Origin of the sequence: Olleya sp. Hel_I_94 (assembly GCF_007827365.1) — a bacterium.
Classification (GTDB): Bacteria; Bacteroidota; Bacteroidia; order Flavobacteriales; family Flavobacteriaceae; genus Olleya.
Map to the genome: position 1 here is coordinate 550253 of NZ_VISI01000001.1, position 17397 is coordinate 567649.

The 17397-nt window shown below is 31.7% G+C and carries 21 protein-coding genes; 12 read left to right on the top strand and 9 right to left on the bottom strand.

Annotated features, from left to right (window positions below; genetic code table 11):
* Positions 1–103 precede the first annotated feature (103 nt).
* Positions 104–685: an NUDIX hydrolase gene (locus tag JM82_RS02705; RefSeq protein ID WP_145000978.1), complete on the bottom strand. Its 582-nt coding sequence runs from the start codon at positions 683–685 to the stop codon at positions 104–106.
* A 120-nt stretch (positions 686–805) separates the two neighbouring features.
* Between JM82_RS02705 and pyrE the strand changes: the two genes are divergently transcribed.
* Positions 806–1450, top strand: a complete 645-nt coding sequence (gene pyrE / locus JM82_RS02710; protein ID WP_145000980.1) for an orotate phosphoribosyltransferase — start codon at positions 806–808, stop codon at positions 1448–1450.
* 59 nt (positions 1451–1509) lie between these two features.
* Complete coding sequence (locus JM82_RS02715) at positions 1510–1917, top strand: SRPBCC family protein (protein WP_145000982.1); 408 nt, start codon at positions 1510–1512, stop codon at positions 1915–1917.
* On the opposite strand, the gene JM82_RS02720 is transcribed toward JM82_RS02715, so the two are convergent.
* Positions 1901–2626, bottom strand: a complete 726-nt coding sequence (locus JM82_RS02720; protein ID WP_145000984.1) for a biotin--[acetyl-CoA-carboxylase] ligase — start codon at positions 2624–2626, stop codon at positions 1901–1903. The two genes, JM82_RS02715 and JM82_RS02720, sit on opposite strands and share 17 nt — an antisense overlap.
* Before the next feature lie 95 nt (positions 2627–2721).
* Here JM82_RS02720 and rsfS point away from each other — a divergent pair, with 95 nt between their 5' ends.
* From rsfS to JM82_RS02755, 7 genes are all read left to right on the top strand, one after another.
* Positions 2722–3093 (top strand): ribosome silencing factor, encoded by a 372-nt coding sequence (gene rsfS / locus JM82_RS02725; protein WP_028283834.1) that lies wholly within the window; start codon positions 2722–2724, stop codon positions 3091–3093.
* Between the two features lie 9 nt (positions 3094–3102).
* Positions 3103–5067 carry an ATP-dependent zinc metalloprotease FtsH gene (gene ftsH / locus JM82_RS02730; protein ID WP_145000986.1) on the top strand — a complete coding sequence of 655 codons (1965 nt, stop codon included), beginning with the start codon at positions 3103–3105 and terminating at the stop codon, positions 5065–5067.
* A 111-nt stretch (positions 5068–5178) separates the two neighbouring features.
* A complete protein-coding gene (locus tag JM82_RS02735) occupies positions 5179–5787 on the top strand; it encodes an LUD domain-containing protein (RefSeq protein ID WP_145000988.1) in 609 nt (202 codons plus the stop codon).
* A 4-nt stretch (positions 5788–5791) separates the two neighbouring features.
* Positions 5792–6613, top strand: coding sequence for a phosphatidate cytidylyltransferase (locus JM82_RS02740; RefSeq protein ID WP_145000989.1), 822 nt, complete (start codon positions 5792–5794; stop codon positions 6611–6613).
* A complete protein-coding gene (locus tag JM82_RS02745) occupies positions 6603–7253 on the top strand; it encodes a phosphatidylserine decarboxylase family protein (protein WP_145000990.1) in 651 nt (216 codons plus the stop codon). The genes JM82_RS02740 and JM82_RS02745 overlap by 11 nt, the downstream gene beginning before the upstream one ends.
* A 4-nt stretch (positions 7254–7257) precedes the next feature.
* A complete protein-coding gene (locus JM82_RS02750; protein ID WP_145000992.1) occupies positions 7258–7524 on the top strand; it encodes an acyl-CoA-binding protein in 267 nt (88 codons plus the stop codon).
* Between the two features lie 7 nt (positions 7525–7531).
* Positions 7532–7879: an SdpI family protein gene (locus JM82_RS02755; RefSeq protein WP_145000994.1), complete on the top strand. Its 348-nt coding sequence runs from the start codon at positions 7532–7534 to the stop codon at positions 7877–7879.
* On the opposite strand, the gene pafA is transcribed toward JM82_RS02755, so the two are convergent.
* Positions 7876–9531: an alkaline phosphatase PafA gene (pafA, locus tag JM82_RS02760; RefSeq protein WP_145000996.1), complete on the bottom strand. Its 1656-nt coding sequence runs from the start codon at positions 9529–9531 to the stop codon at positions 7876–7878. The two genes, JM82_RS02755 and pafA, sit on opposite strands and share 4 nt — an antisense overlap.
* A 110-nt stretch (positions 9532–9641) precedes the next feature.
* Here pafA and JM82_RS02765 point away from each other — a divergent pair, with 110 nt between their 5' ends.
* Positions 9642–10382: an MlaE family ABC transporter permease gene (locus JM82_RS02765; RefSeq protein ID WP_028283826.1), complete on the top strand. Its 741-nt coding sequence runs from the start codon at positions 9642–9644 to the stop codon at positions 10380–10382.
* Positions 10379–11146 (top strand): ABC transporter ATP-binding protein, encoded by a 768-nt coding sequence (locus tag JM82_RS02770; RefSeq protein WP_145000998.1) that lies wholly within the window; start codon positions 10379–10381, stop codon positions 11144–11146. The genes JM82_RS02765 and JM82_RS02770 overlap by 4 nt, the downstream gene beginning before the upstream one ends.
* Positions 11147–11234: 88 nt before the next feature.
* Here JM82_RS02770 and JM82_RS02775 read toward each other — a convergent pair whose 3' ends face one another.
* From JM82_RS02775 to JM82_RS02785, 3 genes are read right to left on the bottom strand one after another with little or no spacing between them, the layout of a single operon-like run.
* Entirely contained in the window at positions 11235–12716 is a 1482-nt protein-coding gene (locus JM82_RS02775; RefSeq protein WP_145001000.1) for a DUF389 domain-containing protein, read from the bottom strand.
* Positions 12717–12725: 9 nt separating this feature from the next.
* Complete coding sequence (locus tag JM82_RS02780; protein ID WP_145001002.1) at positions 12726–13808, bottom strand: mannose-1-phosphate guanylyltransferase; 1083 nt, start codon at positions 13806–13808, stop codon at positions 12726–12728.
* 26 nt (positions 13809–13834) lie between these two features.
* The gene (locus JM82_RS02785; protein ID WP_145001004.1) at positions 13835–14434 is read right to left on the bottom strand and encodes a SprT-like domain-containing protein; all 600 of its coding nucleotides are present in this window, start codon (positions 14432–14434) and stop codon (positions 13835–13837) included.
* A gap of 125 nt (positions 14435–14559) precedes the next feature.
* On the opposite strand from JM82_RS02785, the gene JM82_RS02790 reads away from it, so the two are divergent.
* The gene (locus tag JM82_RS02790) at positions 14560–15105 is read left to right on the top strand and encodes a CIA30 family protein (protein WP_145001006.1); all 546 of its coding nucleotides are present in this window, start codon (positions 14560–14562) and stop codon (positions 15103–15105) included.
* A gap of 109 nt (positions 15106–15214) precedes the next feature.
* Here JM82_RS02790 and JM82_RS02795 read toward each other — a convergent pair whose 3' ends face one another.
* The 3 genes from JM82_RS02795 to JM82_RS02805 form a co-directional block, all read right to left on the bottom strand.
* Complete coding sequence (locus tag JM82_RS02795; protein ID WP_145001008.1) at positions 15215–15814, bottom strand: fasciclin domain-containing protein; 600 nt, start codon at positions 15812–15814, stop codon at positions 15215–15217.
* A 161-nt stretch (positions 15815–15975) separates the two neighbouring features.
* Entirely contained in the window at positions 15976–16566 is a 591-nt protein-coding gene (locus JM82_RS02800; protein WP_145001010.1) for a porin family protein, read from the bottom strand.
* A 37-nt stretch (positions 16567–16603) separates the two neighbouring features.
* Positions 16604–17362: a membrane metalloprotease gene (locus tag JM82_RS02805; protein WP_145001012.1), complete on the bottom strand. Its 759-nt coding sequence runs from the start codon at positions 17360–17362 to the stop codon at positions 16604–16606.
* Positions 17363–17397 lie beyond the last annotated feature (35 nt).

The window sequence follows — 17397 nt, forward strand, 5'->3', positions numbered from 1 at the left end:
TAAAATATTGGCTAAAGTGTATAAAATTAACCATTAAAAGATAAAATGCTAAATACCTAGGACAAAACACACTACTGTGTTTTTTTTATAAAAAAATATGGTTTTAAAATAATAATTTAATATTGGCATAAGATTTTTTTAAAGCTTCAGATGCAGCCTCCTGATCCAACCACTCTACTTTTGTTATTCCTTCGTTTAATTGCGGAAATAAATTACCTTCAAATGAAGAATGCATTTCAAACCAATACGTAATTTTAAGTTTAGACTTACCATTTCGTTTAAAAATGTGGTAAGTAATAGGTAACGGTTTTATAATTTTTAATTTGGATACACCAGTTTCTTCAGCGACTTCTCTAATCGCTGTTTCTTCTATAGTTTCTCTTTTTTCTGTTTTACCTTTTGGCAAATCCCATTTATCATTTCTGTATATAAAAAGTATTTCACCTTTATCATTAAAGACTTTACCACCTCCTGCAACTACATTTGGTAATTTTTTCTTGAAGGATTTTAATAATTTATCGTCACTATGTCCAATTAATCTAACAGAATTTATCGATTTTTTGGACAGCGTATGGAGTACTAAATCCAAATCCACATCCTTAAGTAAAAAGTTTTTAAAATCAGTTTCTTTTTCCACCTTAGTAGTCAAAAAGATAGGCTTATCGTTTACAAAAATGCATTGCATAAAAAATAGTAGCTAGTTATAAATAGGTAAAAATATTAAAATTAATGACATTGAGACTTTATGCTAATTTATTTTAAAATTAATTTTAAGTAAAATTAAATAAATCTGTACTTTTGCCATATGATTTTTAACAAGCAAACTGCCAGACAAACAGCACAAGTTTTATTACAAATAAATGCAATAAAACTACAACCTAGCAATCCATTTACTTGGGCTTCAGGTTGGAAATCGCCAATCTATTGTGACAATCGTGTTGTACTATCCTATCCTCCAATAAGAAATTATATTAGAGAGGAAATGAGTAAATTTATTGAAGAACATTACGGAAAACCAGATGTTATTGCAGGTGTTGCAACAGGAGCTATTGGGATTGGGATGTTAGTGGCTGAATATTTAGGACTACCTTTTATATATGTTAGACCTGAAGCCAAAGGACATGGTCGTAAAAACCAAATAGAAGGTCATATAGAAAGTGGTCAAAATGTAGTCGTTGTTGAAGATTTAATTAGTACCGGAAAAAGCAGTCTTAATGCTGTCAAAGCGTTAAAAGAAGCTAATGTAAATGTAAAAGGAATGATTGCAATATTTTCCTATGGGTTTGACGTAGCAAAAGAAAATTTTGAAAAAGAAAATATCACTTTACACACCTTAAGTAATTACGAAAGTTTACTAACGGAAGCTGCATCTAGCAACTATATCTCTGAAAAAGAAATTGAGACATTAGGTCGCTGGAATGCCAATCCAAGCGTTTGGAACGTTAATTGATATTAAATTAATAGCAATACTATAAAACACTATTAATTTTAAATAACTTAAATACAAATATGAAACTAGAAAGCCCTAAAGTAACTTTAGATAAATCTCCAGAAGAGACCTTTATTTTTTTAAGCGATGTCAAAAACTTTAAAAACTTAATGCCTGAAAACATAAGTAAATTTGAAGTTTTAGGTGAAGACAAATTTTTATTTGCACTTAAAGGAATGCCAGAAATTGTCTTAAAAAAGAAAGAAATGACACCAAACAGCAAAATTGTTTTAGGTGCAGCTGGTGGAAAAATAGATTTTTCGTTAACAGGAAATATCACTGAAGTTGAAGCTAATAAAAGTGAAGTACAATTAACTTTTGAAGGCGAATTTAATGCCATGATGGCTATGATGATAAAAGGACCTATCAATAAATTTATTGAAACCTTAGCTACCAACATGCCTCAAGCCATTAATACAATAGCTTAATCGTTTTTAAATCATAGGTTTTTAAAACTTGATCTTCTATTAAGACCTCAAGTAAACCATGCTCAGAAACACCTTTTATAATACCAGAAAACAAACCTTCGGCAGTTTTAAATGTTGAAGGTTTTTCTTTTCTAAATAAATAAGATTCGTATTGCGATTTTATCCTATTAGTATCCTTGCATAAAAGGTCTAATTGTATTTCTAGCTGTTTTAGGATTATATGTAATATTTCATCTAAATCATAATTAACTCCTGTTACATTTTTTAAAGAGCTTGCTTGAGGTAAGCCATTAAAATCTAACTGATTCACATTAAGTCCAATACCAATTATTGAAGATTCAATAACGCTTTGTTTTATGACATTTTCAATCAAAACACCACACACTTTTTGATTAGCTGACAAAATGTCGTTAGGCCATTTTATGCTTAATTTAGGAATATTTAACTGCTCTAACACTTTAATAATAGATAAAGCTACAGACATGCTAATATAAAATTGAGACTCAAACGGAAAGAAATTTAATTTTTTATAAACACTAAACGTAAGGTTTTTAAAGGGTTGAGATTGCCAAAGTGTACCCATTTGACCACGACCATTTGTTTGATGACTAGTCACAATTGTAGTAAAATCTTGCACTGGACTGTCCAAACTAAGATTGCGAAGAAACCTATTTGTAGAATCGGTGGCATTAAGTTTGATTATACGCATATTAAATAATTATCTTCGTATTGTAAAATCTTATGATTTTTTTAGAGTATAAAGAACTTAAAAATAATAACTTTGCACAAATTTAAATTAAATTAATGGCGAAACAACAACCAAATATTGATGCCCTAATCGCTACAGTGATAGAAGGTATTGAAGATGTAAAAGGAAAAGAAATAAATATTCTTGATTTAAGAGAAATTGAAAATACGGTTTGTGACTACTTCGTAATTTGCGAAGGTACTTCTAACACTCAAGTAAACGCTATTGTTAATTCCATACAAAAAAAAGTTAGTAAAACACTTAAGGATAAGCCTTGGCACATAGAAGGAGAAGATAATGCTGAGTGGATACTTATGGATTATGTTAACGTTGTGGTACACGTTTTTCAAAAACATATCAGAGAATATTACGATATAGAAAGTCTTTGGGGTGATGCTAAAGTTACTGTTATCGAAACAAACTATTAAACACATTACATGGCAGATAAAAATAAAAAAGCAGCACCTAAAAAACCTAAATTTAGTCCATACTGGATTTATGGAGGAATTATAATTTTCTTTATTGCTCTTCAAATTTTTGGAAGTAGTGCTAGTACAGAAAATAAAACCTCGCCTTCACAGTTTTTTGAATTTTTAAAAGAAGGTGATGTAGAAAAGGTAGATATTGTAAACGAAACAACAGCTAAAATCTATTTAAGAAAAGAAGCTGAAAGTAAGGAAGTGCACAAAAAATCTAAACCTACTTCTATTTTTCCATCAACAACAAAAATGCCAAATTACTCATTTCAATTTGGAGACTTAGCGTTGTTTCAGGAATCAATCGAGAATATCAACAAGGATTTAGACCAAGATAAAAAAGCACAAGTAACCTTTACAATAGAGAGCAATCCTTGGGGAGAATTACTTTTTAGCTTACTTCCATTTATACTATTAATTGGTGTATGGATTTTTATAATGCGTCGTATGTCTTCTGGAGGTGGTGGAGGTGCTGGTGGACAGATTTTTAATATTGGAAAATCTAAAGCTAAGCTATTTGACGAAAACTCTGAAGTTAAGACAACATTTAAAGATGTAGCTGGATTAGAAGGTGCAAAAGAAGAAGTTCAAGAAATTGTAGACTTCCTTAAAAACCCTTCAAAATACACAAACTTAGGTGGTAAAATACCAAAAGGAGCCTTATTAGTAGGACCTCCAGGAACAGGTAAAACATTATTAGCAAAAGCAGTTGCAGGAGAAGCAAAAGTACCTTTCTTCTCATTATCTGGATCTGACTTTGTCGAAATGTTTGTTGGTGTTGGTGCTTCTAGAGTAAGAGACCTTTTTAAACAAGCTAAAGAAAAATCTCCAGCAATAATATTTATTGACGAGATTGATGCTATTGGTAGAGCTAGAGGTAAAAACGCAATGTCAGGAAGTAACGACGAGCGTGAAAACACACTTAACCAACTATTAACAGAAATGGATGGTTTTGGTACTAATACAAATGTAATTGTATTAGCTGCCACTAACAGAGCAGATATATTAGACAACGCATTAATGCGTGCAGGTAGATTTGACAGACAAATACATGTTGATTTACCTAACCTAACAGAACGTAAAGCAATATTTGAAGTTCACCTTAAGCCACTTAAAAAGGCAGAAGGATTAGATATTGAATTTTTATCAAAACAAACACCTGGATTTTCTGGTGCTGACATAGCTAATTTATGTAATGAAGCTGCTTTAATCGCTGCAAGAAAAGATAAAAAAGCAGTTGAAAAACAAGACTTTTTAGACGCAGTTGACCGTATTGTAGGAGGTTTAGAAAAACGAAGCAATTTATTCTCTGTAGAAGAGAAAAAGACCATTGCTTATCACGAAGCTGGACACGCAACAGTTAGTTGGTTTTTAGAACACGCAGATCCATTAGTAAAAGTAACTATAGTACCTAGAGGTCGTAGTTTAGGAGCTGCTTGGTACCTTCCTCAAGAAGCATACATTACAAGAACAAGCAAGTTTTTAGACGAGATTTGTGTTACAATGGGTGGACGTGCTGCCGAGAAAATAATCTTTGATCAAATTTCTACTGGAGCTTTAAGTGACCTAGAAAACGTAACCAAAAAAGCTAAAGCTATGGTTATGATATATGGATTAAATGAAAAGGTTGGTAACATTACATTTTATGATCCAGCAGGAGAAAATGGCTTTGTTAAACCATATAGTGAAAAGACTGCAGAGTTAATAGATAACGAAATTAAAAATATCGTTGAAACTGAATTCCAAAGAGCTTTAACACTATTAGAATCTAAAAAAGATGTTCTTAAAAAATTAGCAGAAAGACTAATTGAAAGAGAAGTTATTTTTAAAGATGACCTTGAAGAAATCCTTGGTAAACGCCCATTTGATAACCATGAAACTAAACTTGTTATTGAAGAAGCAGCAACCAACAACGAAGAGGAATAGTATATAAAACATAAATAAGTATTAAAAATCTTAGATTATCTCGTTTGATAGTCTAAGATTTTTTATATTTGATATTCCCATTAACGTAATTCTGATTATAGCAAAGTGTAAATGAGCCTTTTTAGAAAATTATTTAGTTCTAAATCTCAAGTAGAAAAGGAGGATCTAAAGTCCGACGACAGAGGCAAATATATGCCTAAAGAAGAGCTACCTATTGACGAAAGTTTTACTATAAACTTTAAAGAAAATGGTGGTAAATTCCTATATTGTGACTCTTTAGACGAAGTTTACGACAACTTAAATAATATAATACTAGAAAATAACTGGGAAGATCATTCTGCTTATTTTTATGACAATAACTTGAAAGATAAATTTAAATCTTCTCAACTTAAAATCAGTGACAAACTATCAGAATGCACTTATTTTATAACCACTTGCGAAAACCTAATAGCTAATGATGGCTCTTTATTGGTTAGCTCTAACCAGCTAGCTGAAAAAAAACTTAACGAATTCCCTAATAACGTTATAGTATTTGCAACTACAAGTCAAATAATATCAAACATAGGCGAAGGATTAAGAGAAATAAAGCATAAGAATAGTGTAAAAATACCTACTAACATCACAACTATTAAACATTTTAAGCTACAAGAGGAAAAAGACTTTTTATCTTACGGAAGCAGTACAAAAAACTTATATTTGCTGCTTTTAGAAGACCTTTAGTTTTATGAACGAAACCCTTACAAGAGCGCTATCAGGATTCTTATACGTAAGTTTACTTGTTGCATCATTATTAAACCAGCACGCATTTATCGTGTTGTTTTTTGTGTTTGGGCTAATTTGTTTAATAGAGTTTTGTAAACTTATACAGCTTAAAAGCGTCGCACCTTATATAATATTCACAATTCTATATTTTGTATTTGGCTATTGGCAATTTGTAATGAACTCTAACAAAGGACTAGATGAAGCCACGCAAATATTACAGGTACTTACCATTTTTGTGCAGTTAATTTTAATAAAGGATTTATTTTCCGAAAAGAAAATTCCGTTATTTAGCTCAAAACGTTTTATAATCACCACCTTTTATTTAACTAGTGGTTTTGTGTTTTTAGTATTAATAGCTAACCACAAAGGATCGTTTACACCAGAGTACATTTTAGGATCCTTTATATTGGTTTGGATTAACGATACCTTTGCTTATTTGGTTGGTAAAAATTTTGGAAAACAAAAACTGTTTCCAAGTATATCACCTAAAAAAACGGTTGAAGGCTTTTTAGGCGGACTATTTTTCGCTTCAATTGCCAGCTATTTTATTCATATATTTACAGAAACTTTAACCTTTACTAATTGGTTAATTCTAAGCATTATAATTAGTGTATTTGGCACACTTGGAGACTTAATTGAATCCAAATTTAAACGTCAAGCAAACGTAAAGGACAGTGGTGTAATCATGCCAGGACATGGAGGTTTAATGGACCGTTTTGACAGTATGATTTTTGCAGCTCCTTTTATTTATTTATTTCTAAGAATTTTAAAATATGTTTCATAAAGAAGGCTTTAAAATAATTGCAATCACTTTCCTATTAGTGGCAATTTTAGCGGTTGTTGTTGATAAATTTGTAGCATTACAATGGTTACAATATTTACTATTTTTCACACTTTTTGTTTTTCTATTCCTTATCCTACAGTTTTTTAGAAATCCAAAAAGATTAACCGTATTAAATGACAACACAGTCGTTTCTCCTGTTGATGGAAAAGTAGTTGTTATTGAAGAAGTATATGAACCTGAATATTTTAAAGAAAAACGCTTACAAGTAAGTGTATTTATGTCTCCAATTAACGTGCATGTTACACGCTACCCTATTGGTGGACAAGTAGCTTATAGTAAGTATCATCCAGGAAAATACCTTGTAGCTTGGCATCCAAAAGCAAGCACAGAAAACGAACGTACAACAGTGGTAGTAGATAACCCATTATACGGTAAAGTTTTATATAGACAAATTGCTGGAGCATTAGCTAAGCGAATTGTAAATTATGCTAAAGAAGGAGACGCTGCTAACCAAGGAGAAGACTCTGGGTTTATTAAATTTGGTTCGAGAGTAGATTTATTTTTACCTTTGGACACTAACATTAAGGTTGCCTTAAACCAAAAAGTAAAAGGAGGCGAAAGTATTATTGCCGAAATTTAATAGTATGACTACAGAGGAATTAAATAAAACTTTTGAAGATGCTGTGGACCGCATTAACGCACATACAGAACCTTTCCCTGCAGATTTCTTGCTTCGATTGTACGCTTATTACAAAAAAGCTACTAATAACTACGAAAGACCTAGTAGCAAAAAGCCTATAATTAACGCTTTTAAAACAAATGCTCTTTTTCAAATTAAAGACATTACTACTGACGAAGCTAAAGAAACCTATATAGAGTTAGTCAACAATTACTTTTTATACCGAAAATAAAATAGGTATGCCTTCTTCCTTTGAGAGCATATTACTCCCTAGTTTTATATCTGGAATAGTTTTTATTATTGCCAGTGTGATTACACTTACTTATCCTCCTAAAAAAATTAATTGGTATTATGGTTATCGCACAGATTTATCCATGAAAAATCAAAATAGTTGGGATTTTGCACAAAAGTATTCCTCTGTACAATTAATTATTGCTGGCTGTTTAATTATGATATTCAGCTGTATTGGTTTAGTCATACAGTTTAGTAAAATGGCACGTATTAGTATTAGTTTAATACTAATTTTTAGTGCCATTCTATTTATGTGGTTAAAAACCGAACGTGCTTTAAAAGCTAAGTTTAATTAATTTTCTAAAACAAACTCAAGCGGTTTACCTGTGGCTCCATTTGGAAAGCTAATCCCTAACAACGCAGACATTGTTGGTGCTATGTCAGGAATATTAGTATGTTGCATTGTGCTTCCTGTTTTTATTCCTTTTCCAAAAAACAGTAATGGAATATGCGTATCATAGTTTAAAGCAGATCCATGCGTAGATCCTGTTTTACTATAACTTATTACTGCTGGATCTAGCACAAATAAAACATCTCCAGAACGCTTTTGATTAAATCCATTTTGCAACAAGCTTTCAACACCTCCAGAAAACTCGGTAGTAGTCATGCTAGTTGCTGTATAAGCTTTTGAAATATGAGGATAGTCTATTATTGTATTTACAATTTCTTGTTGCACACTAGCTAAATTTAAACCATAGCTTTTAATCAATGCTCTATCCAAAAATATCTGGTTATTACTTATGTTTTTAATTAAATTTTCCGCTTTATAATTTAAAATGGTAGTTTCATTTAAGTTAGTTTTAAACCCATCTGTATCAAAATATCCTGAAGGAATTTTCACTGATTCTAGATAAGCAGGTACCTCAACAGCTCCATGATCTGACGATAAAAACAAGGTGTAGTTACCTTCTCCAACTTTTGCATCTAATGCTTCTAAGATACGTTGTATATCTTTATCTAATCTAATGTAAGTATCTTCTACTTCTTTACTATTAACACCAAAATTATGTCCTACGTAATCTGTACTAGAAAAACTAACGGTTAGCACATCTGTAATATTATCTTTACCTAACTGCTCACCATCAATAGCTGCAATTGCAAAATCTGCTACAATACTGTTTCCGTAAGGTGTTGCTTTAATAATGTCATAACCTCTATTCTCTTTACTTAAAGCCTTTAAATCATAAGGAAACGTTGCTGTGTCTTTTCCTTTAAAACCGCCTTCAAAAGCATTTAAATCGCTTCCACTTTCCGTGTACGTGTTTATATCGTATAATGTATTCCATTCCTTTAAATAACTTTCAGCAGCAGCTGTATTATTAAAATCTTGTACCCAACTAGGTAATGTATTTAAATAAAAAGTACTAGTTATAAAACGACCTTCATCTGCACCATGAAACCAATAAGCAGCATTTGCTGTATGTCCTGCTGGTAAAATGGCACCTCTATCCTTTACCGAAATCCCAATAGTCTTACCTTTCATTTGCGTAAATAATCTGTTTTCGTCCGCAAAAGTTGTAGTTTTAAGTCTATGTGGAGACATTTGACCTGCATTATTTAAAGTCCCTACAGGCTGTACCAAAGTATCTCCTGCACAGTAAACATAACTATCAGATACTTTGTCATACCAATTATTAGAAATAATACCGTGAGTTTTTGGTGTAGTACCTGTAAATATTGAAGCATGTCCTGGTCCAGTATAAGTTGGTACGTAATTAAAGTGATTATTTTTACAATTAAAACCGTCGTTTATTAATCGTTTAAATCCACCATCTCCATACTTATTATAAAATCTAGTTAAATAATCGTATCTCATCTGGTCTACTACAATTCCAACCACTAACTTTGGTTGCGAATTTAACTTAGTACTGTTTGATATTATAGTGCTTTTTTGTGATTGGCAACTAAGAAGAAAACAAATAATAAATAACGATAGAATAGCTCTCATTGTGACAAATTTAATTTTGAACCCCAAAAATACAGCTTTTAAAACATCTAATTTGAAATTAACATTAAATACGTGCTATAATTTTATATTTTAGCAGTAACAAATAACTAATGAATTACCTACACTATATTGGAACCTACTTTTTAATGGTTGTCGAAATGTTTCGAAAGCCCACAAAGTGGTCTGTAATGAAAAAATTAATACTTAAAGATATAGACGATTTAATTATCGGATCTTTAGGTATCGTTGCCTTTATATCATTTTTTGTTGGTGGTGTTGTTACCATACAAACCGCTTTAAATATTGACAACCCATTAATCCCAAAAAACTTAGTTGGATTTGCAACTAGACAATCTATTATTTTAGAGTTTGCACCAACTTTTATGTCCATAATTATGGCTGGTAAAGTAGGCTCTTTTATTACTTCTAGCATTGGTACAATGCGTGTGACAGAGCAAATTGACGCTTTAGAAGTTATGGGAATAAACAGTTTAAATTATTTAGTGTTTCCTAAATTTATAGCATTAACACTGTATCCTTTTGTAATTTCAATATCTATGTTTTTAGGAATCATGGGTGGATTAGCTGCTTGTGTTTATGGTGGTTATGCTACTATGCCAGATTATATTGAAGGAATACAACTTGACTTTAAGCCTTTTCATATGGCTTATGCCTTTATTAAAACATTACTATTTGCCTTTATATTAGCTACAGTACCATCATACCATGGATATTACATGAAAGGTGGCGCATTGGAAGTTGGTAAAGCTAGTACAACCTCTTTTGTTTGGACCAGTGTCATGATTATCCTTTTAAACTATATTTTAACTCAACTCCTGCTAAGTCAATGATAGAAGTAAAAAAACTACACAAATCGTTTGGAGATGCGCACATTTTAAAAGGCGTTACTACCACTTTTGAAAAAGGAAAAACTAACCTTATTATTGGGCAAAGTGGTTCTGGTAAAACCGTATTTTTAAAATGTCTTTTAGGTCTTTTTGATTACGAAGAAGGTAGTATTGCATACAATGGTAAAATCTTTGCTAAATTAAGTGAAGACGAAAAACGTGATATTAGAGCTGATATTGGTATGGTGTTTCAAGGAAGCGCGTTGTTTGACTCGATGACTATTGCCGAAAACGTTATGTTTCCTCTAAAAATGTTTACCAAACAAAGTAAAAGCGAAATGGAAGATCGTGTAAACTTTGTTTTAAAAAGGGTTAATCTTGGAGATGCACATAATAAAAAACCAAGTGAAGCCTCTGGAGGTATGCAAAAACGTGTTGCAATTGCACGTGCGATTGTTAATAAGCCAAAATATTTATTTTGTGACGAACCTAATTCTGGATTAGATCCCAAAACATCGATTGTTATTGACGACTTAATTAAAGAAATTACTGAAGAATATCAGATTACAACTGTAATTAACTCACATGATATGAACTCAGTTATGCAAATTGGAGAAAAAATTATTTTTCTTAAAAATGGTTTAAAAGAATGGGAAGGGTCTCGCTACGACATTTTTAAAACAGATAATGAAGCGGTTACAGACTTTGTATACTCTTCAGAATTGTTTAAAAAAGTACGTCAAATGTACCTAGAGGAACGCAGTTAAACACTCTATTATTTAAAGTCAAACTTAACTTCTCCAATAATATATTTTCAACTAAATTAATAGCTAAACTTATTGCTATACGTGATTTTTAGTTATTAGTTTGCTTAACAACCAAGGTGTCTAGTTTCAGCTTTAGCTTTAACCAACGATATAACTTATCTTTCTCTTTAGACAATTGATTAGCGTCTACTATAGTATCATTCCATTTAACAGTAAAAACAGCTAGCGTGTCAATGCTTTTAAAATTAGAGTTTACAACACTAGCATAAGATAAGGATTCAATATTTTCATAATTAATATTAACCTCTTTAGATAATTCTTCAAAAGGAATATAACCACGCTCTAGCTTAGATAACTCTTTTACTTTTTCTTCTAAAAATGTGATTTTTTGTTGCTGAGTCATTAAGTCTAAAGAGTCTCTTGTACGTAACTCTTCCATATATTCTAGATTATTGATCTCTCTGTTTTTAGTTTGATTAATTAATAATTTAGAATTTTTTAAGTACGTGTACTCTTGTAATCTATTTTCTAAAAAATGCTTCATGTCATCTGAAATTACATCTGTTCCAAATGTTGTTAACTCAATGTTAGAGTCACCATTTGGCGTGTAATTAGGCGTCGCATATTTTTGGATATAACTTGCATTAGGTAAAGACTTAAGCTCATTAGTAATAAAGTCTTTAGCATCTACTTTAAATTGACTCTCTCTTAATACGCTTAAAAAAGTAAACATAGCAGGAATCATTACAATAATAGCAACTAAAGAGGCAATTCTTGCAGTACGTTTACGCTTAGCAGAATTAGCATATTTAAGCATTGGAAAACGTAAAATTTTAAGTACTAAAAAAGTTGCTAAAGCAATAAATATTGTATTAATGGTAAACAAATACATGGCTTGACCAAAGTAAGTCCAATTACCTTTGGCTAATCCATAACCTGCGGTACATAAAGGAGGCATTAAAGCAGTCGCGATAGCTACACCAAAAATTACAGAAGCAATAGTCCCACGTTTAGTACGTGCAATAATTAAAGCTAAACCTCCAAAAAAGGCTATTAAAACATCACGTATATCTGGTTGTACACGACCTAGTAACTCTGAAGTATCTTCGCTTAATGGAAAAAATCTAAAAAACAAAAAGGCTGTTAACAAACTTAATACGATCATAATCGCTAAATTTATTAGCGATCGCTTAAGCGTATCAATATCATTAATTGCAATAGATAGACCTACACCTAAGATTGGTCCCATTAATGGCGAAATTAACATGGCTCCAATTACAACAGCAGTACTATTAGCATTTAAACCAATAGAGGCTACAAATATTGAGCAAATTAAAATCCATGCAGTAGCACCTTTAAAAGGTATATCTGCTTTAATAGCTTCGATAGTGGCATCTCTATCAGTATCGTCTCTAAAATCAAGTAATTCTTGAAGAAAGGTTTTTATACTTTTAAATAGGCCTTCAGCATCCTTTTTTACTGCTTCCTTTTTTTGATTAACCGCTTCGTTTTGTTTCTCTTCATTAGAGAAATTAAACTTATTCTCTTTAGGCTCGTTGTTTTGTTCCATAGTTAAAACCTATCCGTAATGCTCTCCAAAATTGTCTTTTACTTTTTGAAGTACTTTTTTAATATCTTGTTCTTTTGACTTGGGAAAGATAAGTAAAACTTCATCCTTATCTACAATAATATAATCATTCAATCCATCGACTACAACAACTTTATCCGCTTTAGTTCGTATCATATTTCCAGAAGCATCTTCCGTTAAGGTTTTTGCATTGACTACAGCATTATTGTTCTGGTCTTTATCTAATTTATCGTATAAACTTCCCCAAGTTCCTAAATCATTCCAATCAAAAGTTGCTGGAATTACGTATACATTGGTAGAGGATTCCATGATGGCATAATCCACAGAAATATTTTCAGCTTTAGGATAATTATCTCTTATAAAATCATCTTCAAATTCCGTATTATAAGTAGCCATACCTGTTTTAAACAAGTCAAATAATTCTGGCTGATTACTCTCAAAAGCTTTTATTACACTTGTTGCAGACCACATAAATATACCTGCATTCCATAGAAAGTTACCTTTTGACAAAAATTGCTTTGCAGTTTCATAATTAGGTTTTTCTCTAAACTGCAATACAGGACTTATATTATCATGAGATACAGTTCCTGTTTCAATATAACCATATCCTGTGTTAGGAAATGTAGGCGTAACACCTAACGTCATTAAAACATCGTTATCCTGACAATAGGTAAATGCTTGTTTAACATTTGTAGTAAAAGCTACTTCGTCTTCAATCCAATGATCACTTGGTGCTACAATCATTATTGCATCAGGATTTTCCTTTTGTATTTTTAAACTTGCATACAAAATACAAGGTGCTGTATTACGCATAGCTGGCTCCAACACAACTTGACGTTGGGTTACTTCCGGAAGTTGCTCTAGCACTAAGTCGTTATATTTTTCGTTAGTTAAAATGAAAATATTTTCTTTAGGTATTAGTTTACTTAATCGGCTAAATGTTTTTTGGATCAGCGTATCTCCTGTACCTAACATGTCATGAAACTGCTTAGGAAACTCCTCTGTACTTACTGGCCAAAACCGTGAACCAACTCCACCTGCCATTAATATTGCGTAATAATTTTTATTCTGCATGTCCTTGATGTTGTATTAAGTTTAACTTAATTATTTAAAATTTCTACCTCAGCATTGGCATTAAACAAATAGGTTTTACCTGTTTTTACCTCGACACACTCATGTCTAGTGCGTCTTTTTGCTCCTTTTTTAAACACACGTCCATTGTGTATTTTAAAAGTCTGATGTAGAGGTACTTCAAATATAAAGCTTTTATTATTTGGAGCGTCCAATAGCTTTAAAGCTAAGGCGAGTTGCACATCTGTGTCGCTAGACGCTTTTGGATTTATAAAATGTTTTGCAACTACAGGCAAAATGGACTCCGGAAACACCTGAGGATTAATAAAAGGTAGCATTAAATGCTGGAAGGTACGCTTCCACTCTGCTCCATGTGGTTTTATATGTCTGCCAAATTTAGAAAACGCTTCTAAATGGGCTATCTCATGTATTAACGTTATTAAAAATCGATATTTATTTAAACTGCCATTAACCGTAATTTGATGTTTTCCATTTGGTAATCTACGGTAATCACCATGCCTTGTTTTTCTTTCTTTTTTTACCATTACAACCAAATGATCGTGCTCTAAAAGTTGTAAAACTCTAGAGACTGATGCTTCTGGAATGTAATGAGAAATGGTGTTTTGCATGACTACAAAAATAATAGTTAATTAATATTAATAACTGAATTGATAAAATAAATTTAAATTGATTAAATATCACAAATTAACAGTCTATAAAAAGTTAACACTACTTTGTTTTTGTATCTTTAAATATGAAACAATTATTTTTTATAGTAACCTTATTTATGAGTACAACCCTAGGATTAACAATAGATTTTGGAACAGAAAAAGCAGGTGATGATTGGCGTATAGTTAACGATGGTGTCATGGGTGGATTATCCACGTCCAAAACAACTATATTAGAAGACAGCATTGTATTTAATGGCGAAGTTAGTCTAGAAAACAATGGTGGATTTGCAAGTATCCGCACGTTAATTACTGCAGGTGCATTAAGTGATTGCAAAACGATGACTATGCGATTTAAAAGTAATAGTACAGACCGTACCTTTGGAGTATCTCTTAAAAATAGTCAACAATACTACATACCTTATTATAAATACACCTTTACACCTAAAACTACAGAATGGACTACCATTACTGTAAATCTATCAGATTTTAAACATTACCGAATAAGTGAAGTTATAGGAAATACAATGCCAATAAAAGCTTTGGATGATGTCTATAATATTGCATTAATTATTAGCGACAAAAAAGCTGGAAATTTTAATATTGTAATAGATTATATCAAGTTTGAATAACACAATAGCCTTTTACCTGTAGACCAATAAATTTTTAATTATGTTACAAAAAGAAACCGCTTTCAATTTCTTGAAAGCGATTTCCCATCATTAAACAACCTAAAAAAAATTACTTAGGCATCACTACTGCATCTATTGCGTGAATTACTCCATTTGAAGCTGCAACATCTGCCATAATAACTTTAGATGTGTTTCCTTTTTCATCCATTAATACAACATCTCCATCTTCTAAAGACGCTGTTAATGATCCACCTTGTACTGTAGCAACAATAAATTTTCCGTTGTTTGCTTTAATAGCCTCAACTACTGCTGACGCGTTAAATTTTCCTGGTACAACATGATACGTTAAAACTGCAGTTAACATTTTTTTATTCTCAGGCTTCAATAATGTTTCTACTGTGCCTTCTGGCAATTTGTTAAAAGCGTCATTTGTAGGTGCAAATACTGTAAATGGACCTTTACCACTTAACGTTTCTACTAAATCTGCTGCTTTTACTGCTGCAACAAGGGTTGTAAAGTTTTCATTTCCAACAGCTACTCCAACAATATTATCATTGTCTTGTGTTTGCGCTACTATTGGCGAACTGTCTGCTGTGTTAAGCGCCATTTCTTTTGACTGAGTTTCTACATTTTGTGGTGCTTCTTTACAAGCATTTAATCCAATTAGCCCTACTACTGTAAAAGCCATTAATACATTTTTAGTTTTCATAGTTTTGTTTTTTTTGTTTACCCAAAGATAAAACCAGACAATAAATAAAACTATTATTTTTGTTTAAAGTTTAGTTAAAATTATTAAACAAAACGAATTCGGTCTAAAAAAAACCGAAACTGAATATTCCAATTTCGGTTAAACACTACAACACTAAACTACTAAAAACCAAAGCCTAACGAGAACTGCCATACTCTGTTTTTTGGTGATCCATCATCGTAAATATCTCCAAGACCTAAATGATAGCGCACACCTAAGCTAACATTAGCGTCGGATTTAAACCCTACTCCAAAATTTACACCATAGTCAAAGCTATTAGGCTCAAACTCTTGCGATGTATCAAATAAATCAAAGTTAGCATCATACGTTTCTTTGTGTGAAATAGCATAACCTATTTGTGGTCCAGCCTCCAAGTAAAAGGTACTTACAGGATATAGTTTTAAAGATAATGGCACATTAATATAATTCAGTTTTTGTGTAAACGTCCCACCATTAGTTTCTAGTTTATAACCTTGCTGCGAGTACATCACTTCAATTTGAATAGCTGCAAAATTGCTTAAATAAGATTCACCATATAATCCTACATGAAAACCGCTTCTTTGACCAGTTTCTTCATTACCATCGTATTGTACTGATGCTAGATTATAACCGCCTTTAATTCCTCCATTAGACTTAGACTTTATATCGTCTTGCGCATTTACTAAAAATAACGCTCCAAAACTTAGTGCTAGTGTTAAACATAGTTTTTTCATAATTAATAATTTAAGTAAGTGTTAAGTTGTTTAAAAATTATTTTCCTCCATTAGCCTGAAGGTCCGCAATACATTGCGCATCCAATTGTGGTATGGATCCTCCAGAAATCATAGACATTGCTCCATTACCATTTTCTGCTTTCCAATACATTAAGCAAGACTCAATATTACAATGCTTTGGATGCTCTAAATCTTCATGATTAGTTTGTAAAGGCGTACCTAAGTTGGTTAATCCTAAAATGTGTCCAAACTCATGAGTTATGACCGTAGATTCTAATATAGGCGTTGTATTTGTTATTGTGCCAGAAGTTAATTGTTGAATTGTTTCTTGATAAATCACAAACGATGTATTTCTATAAGCAGTGCCCAAAACAACTCCTGAATCTGTATTGTTAGCAGAAGCACCATCCGCAAAAAAAGCCCAAACTACTATTTGATTACTATTATTAAACAATAATCTATTAGCATCTTCAATGTCTACTATCTCTTGATTTGTATATGGTGTTAAACCAGGAGACGAGATTGCTCGTTTTTGTACCGAAATTCCATCTGGCTTAAAGGTCCTGTTCTCCAAAAAAGAAACAAAATTAGATATTGCAGTTTGAGAAGGCTCAAATCCTTCAACATATACTACCTCAACAACAAGACTAGAAAACGTAGTATCAGATAATAAATCATTGGCAGATGCACCAACATTTAACTTATTTGCTTGTGGATTGTCTAGTGGATCATTTTGCGAATCGTTTCTACTACATGACATTAATACCAACATTAATACTATGATTAAATACTTCATTTTTCTTATCTTTTTTCAATTATACAAAACAGCTA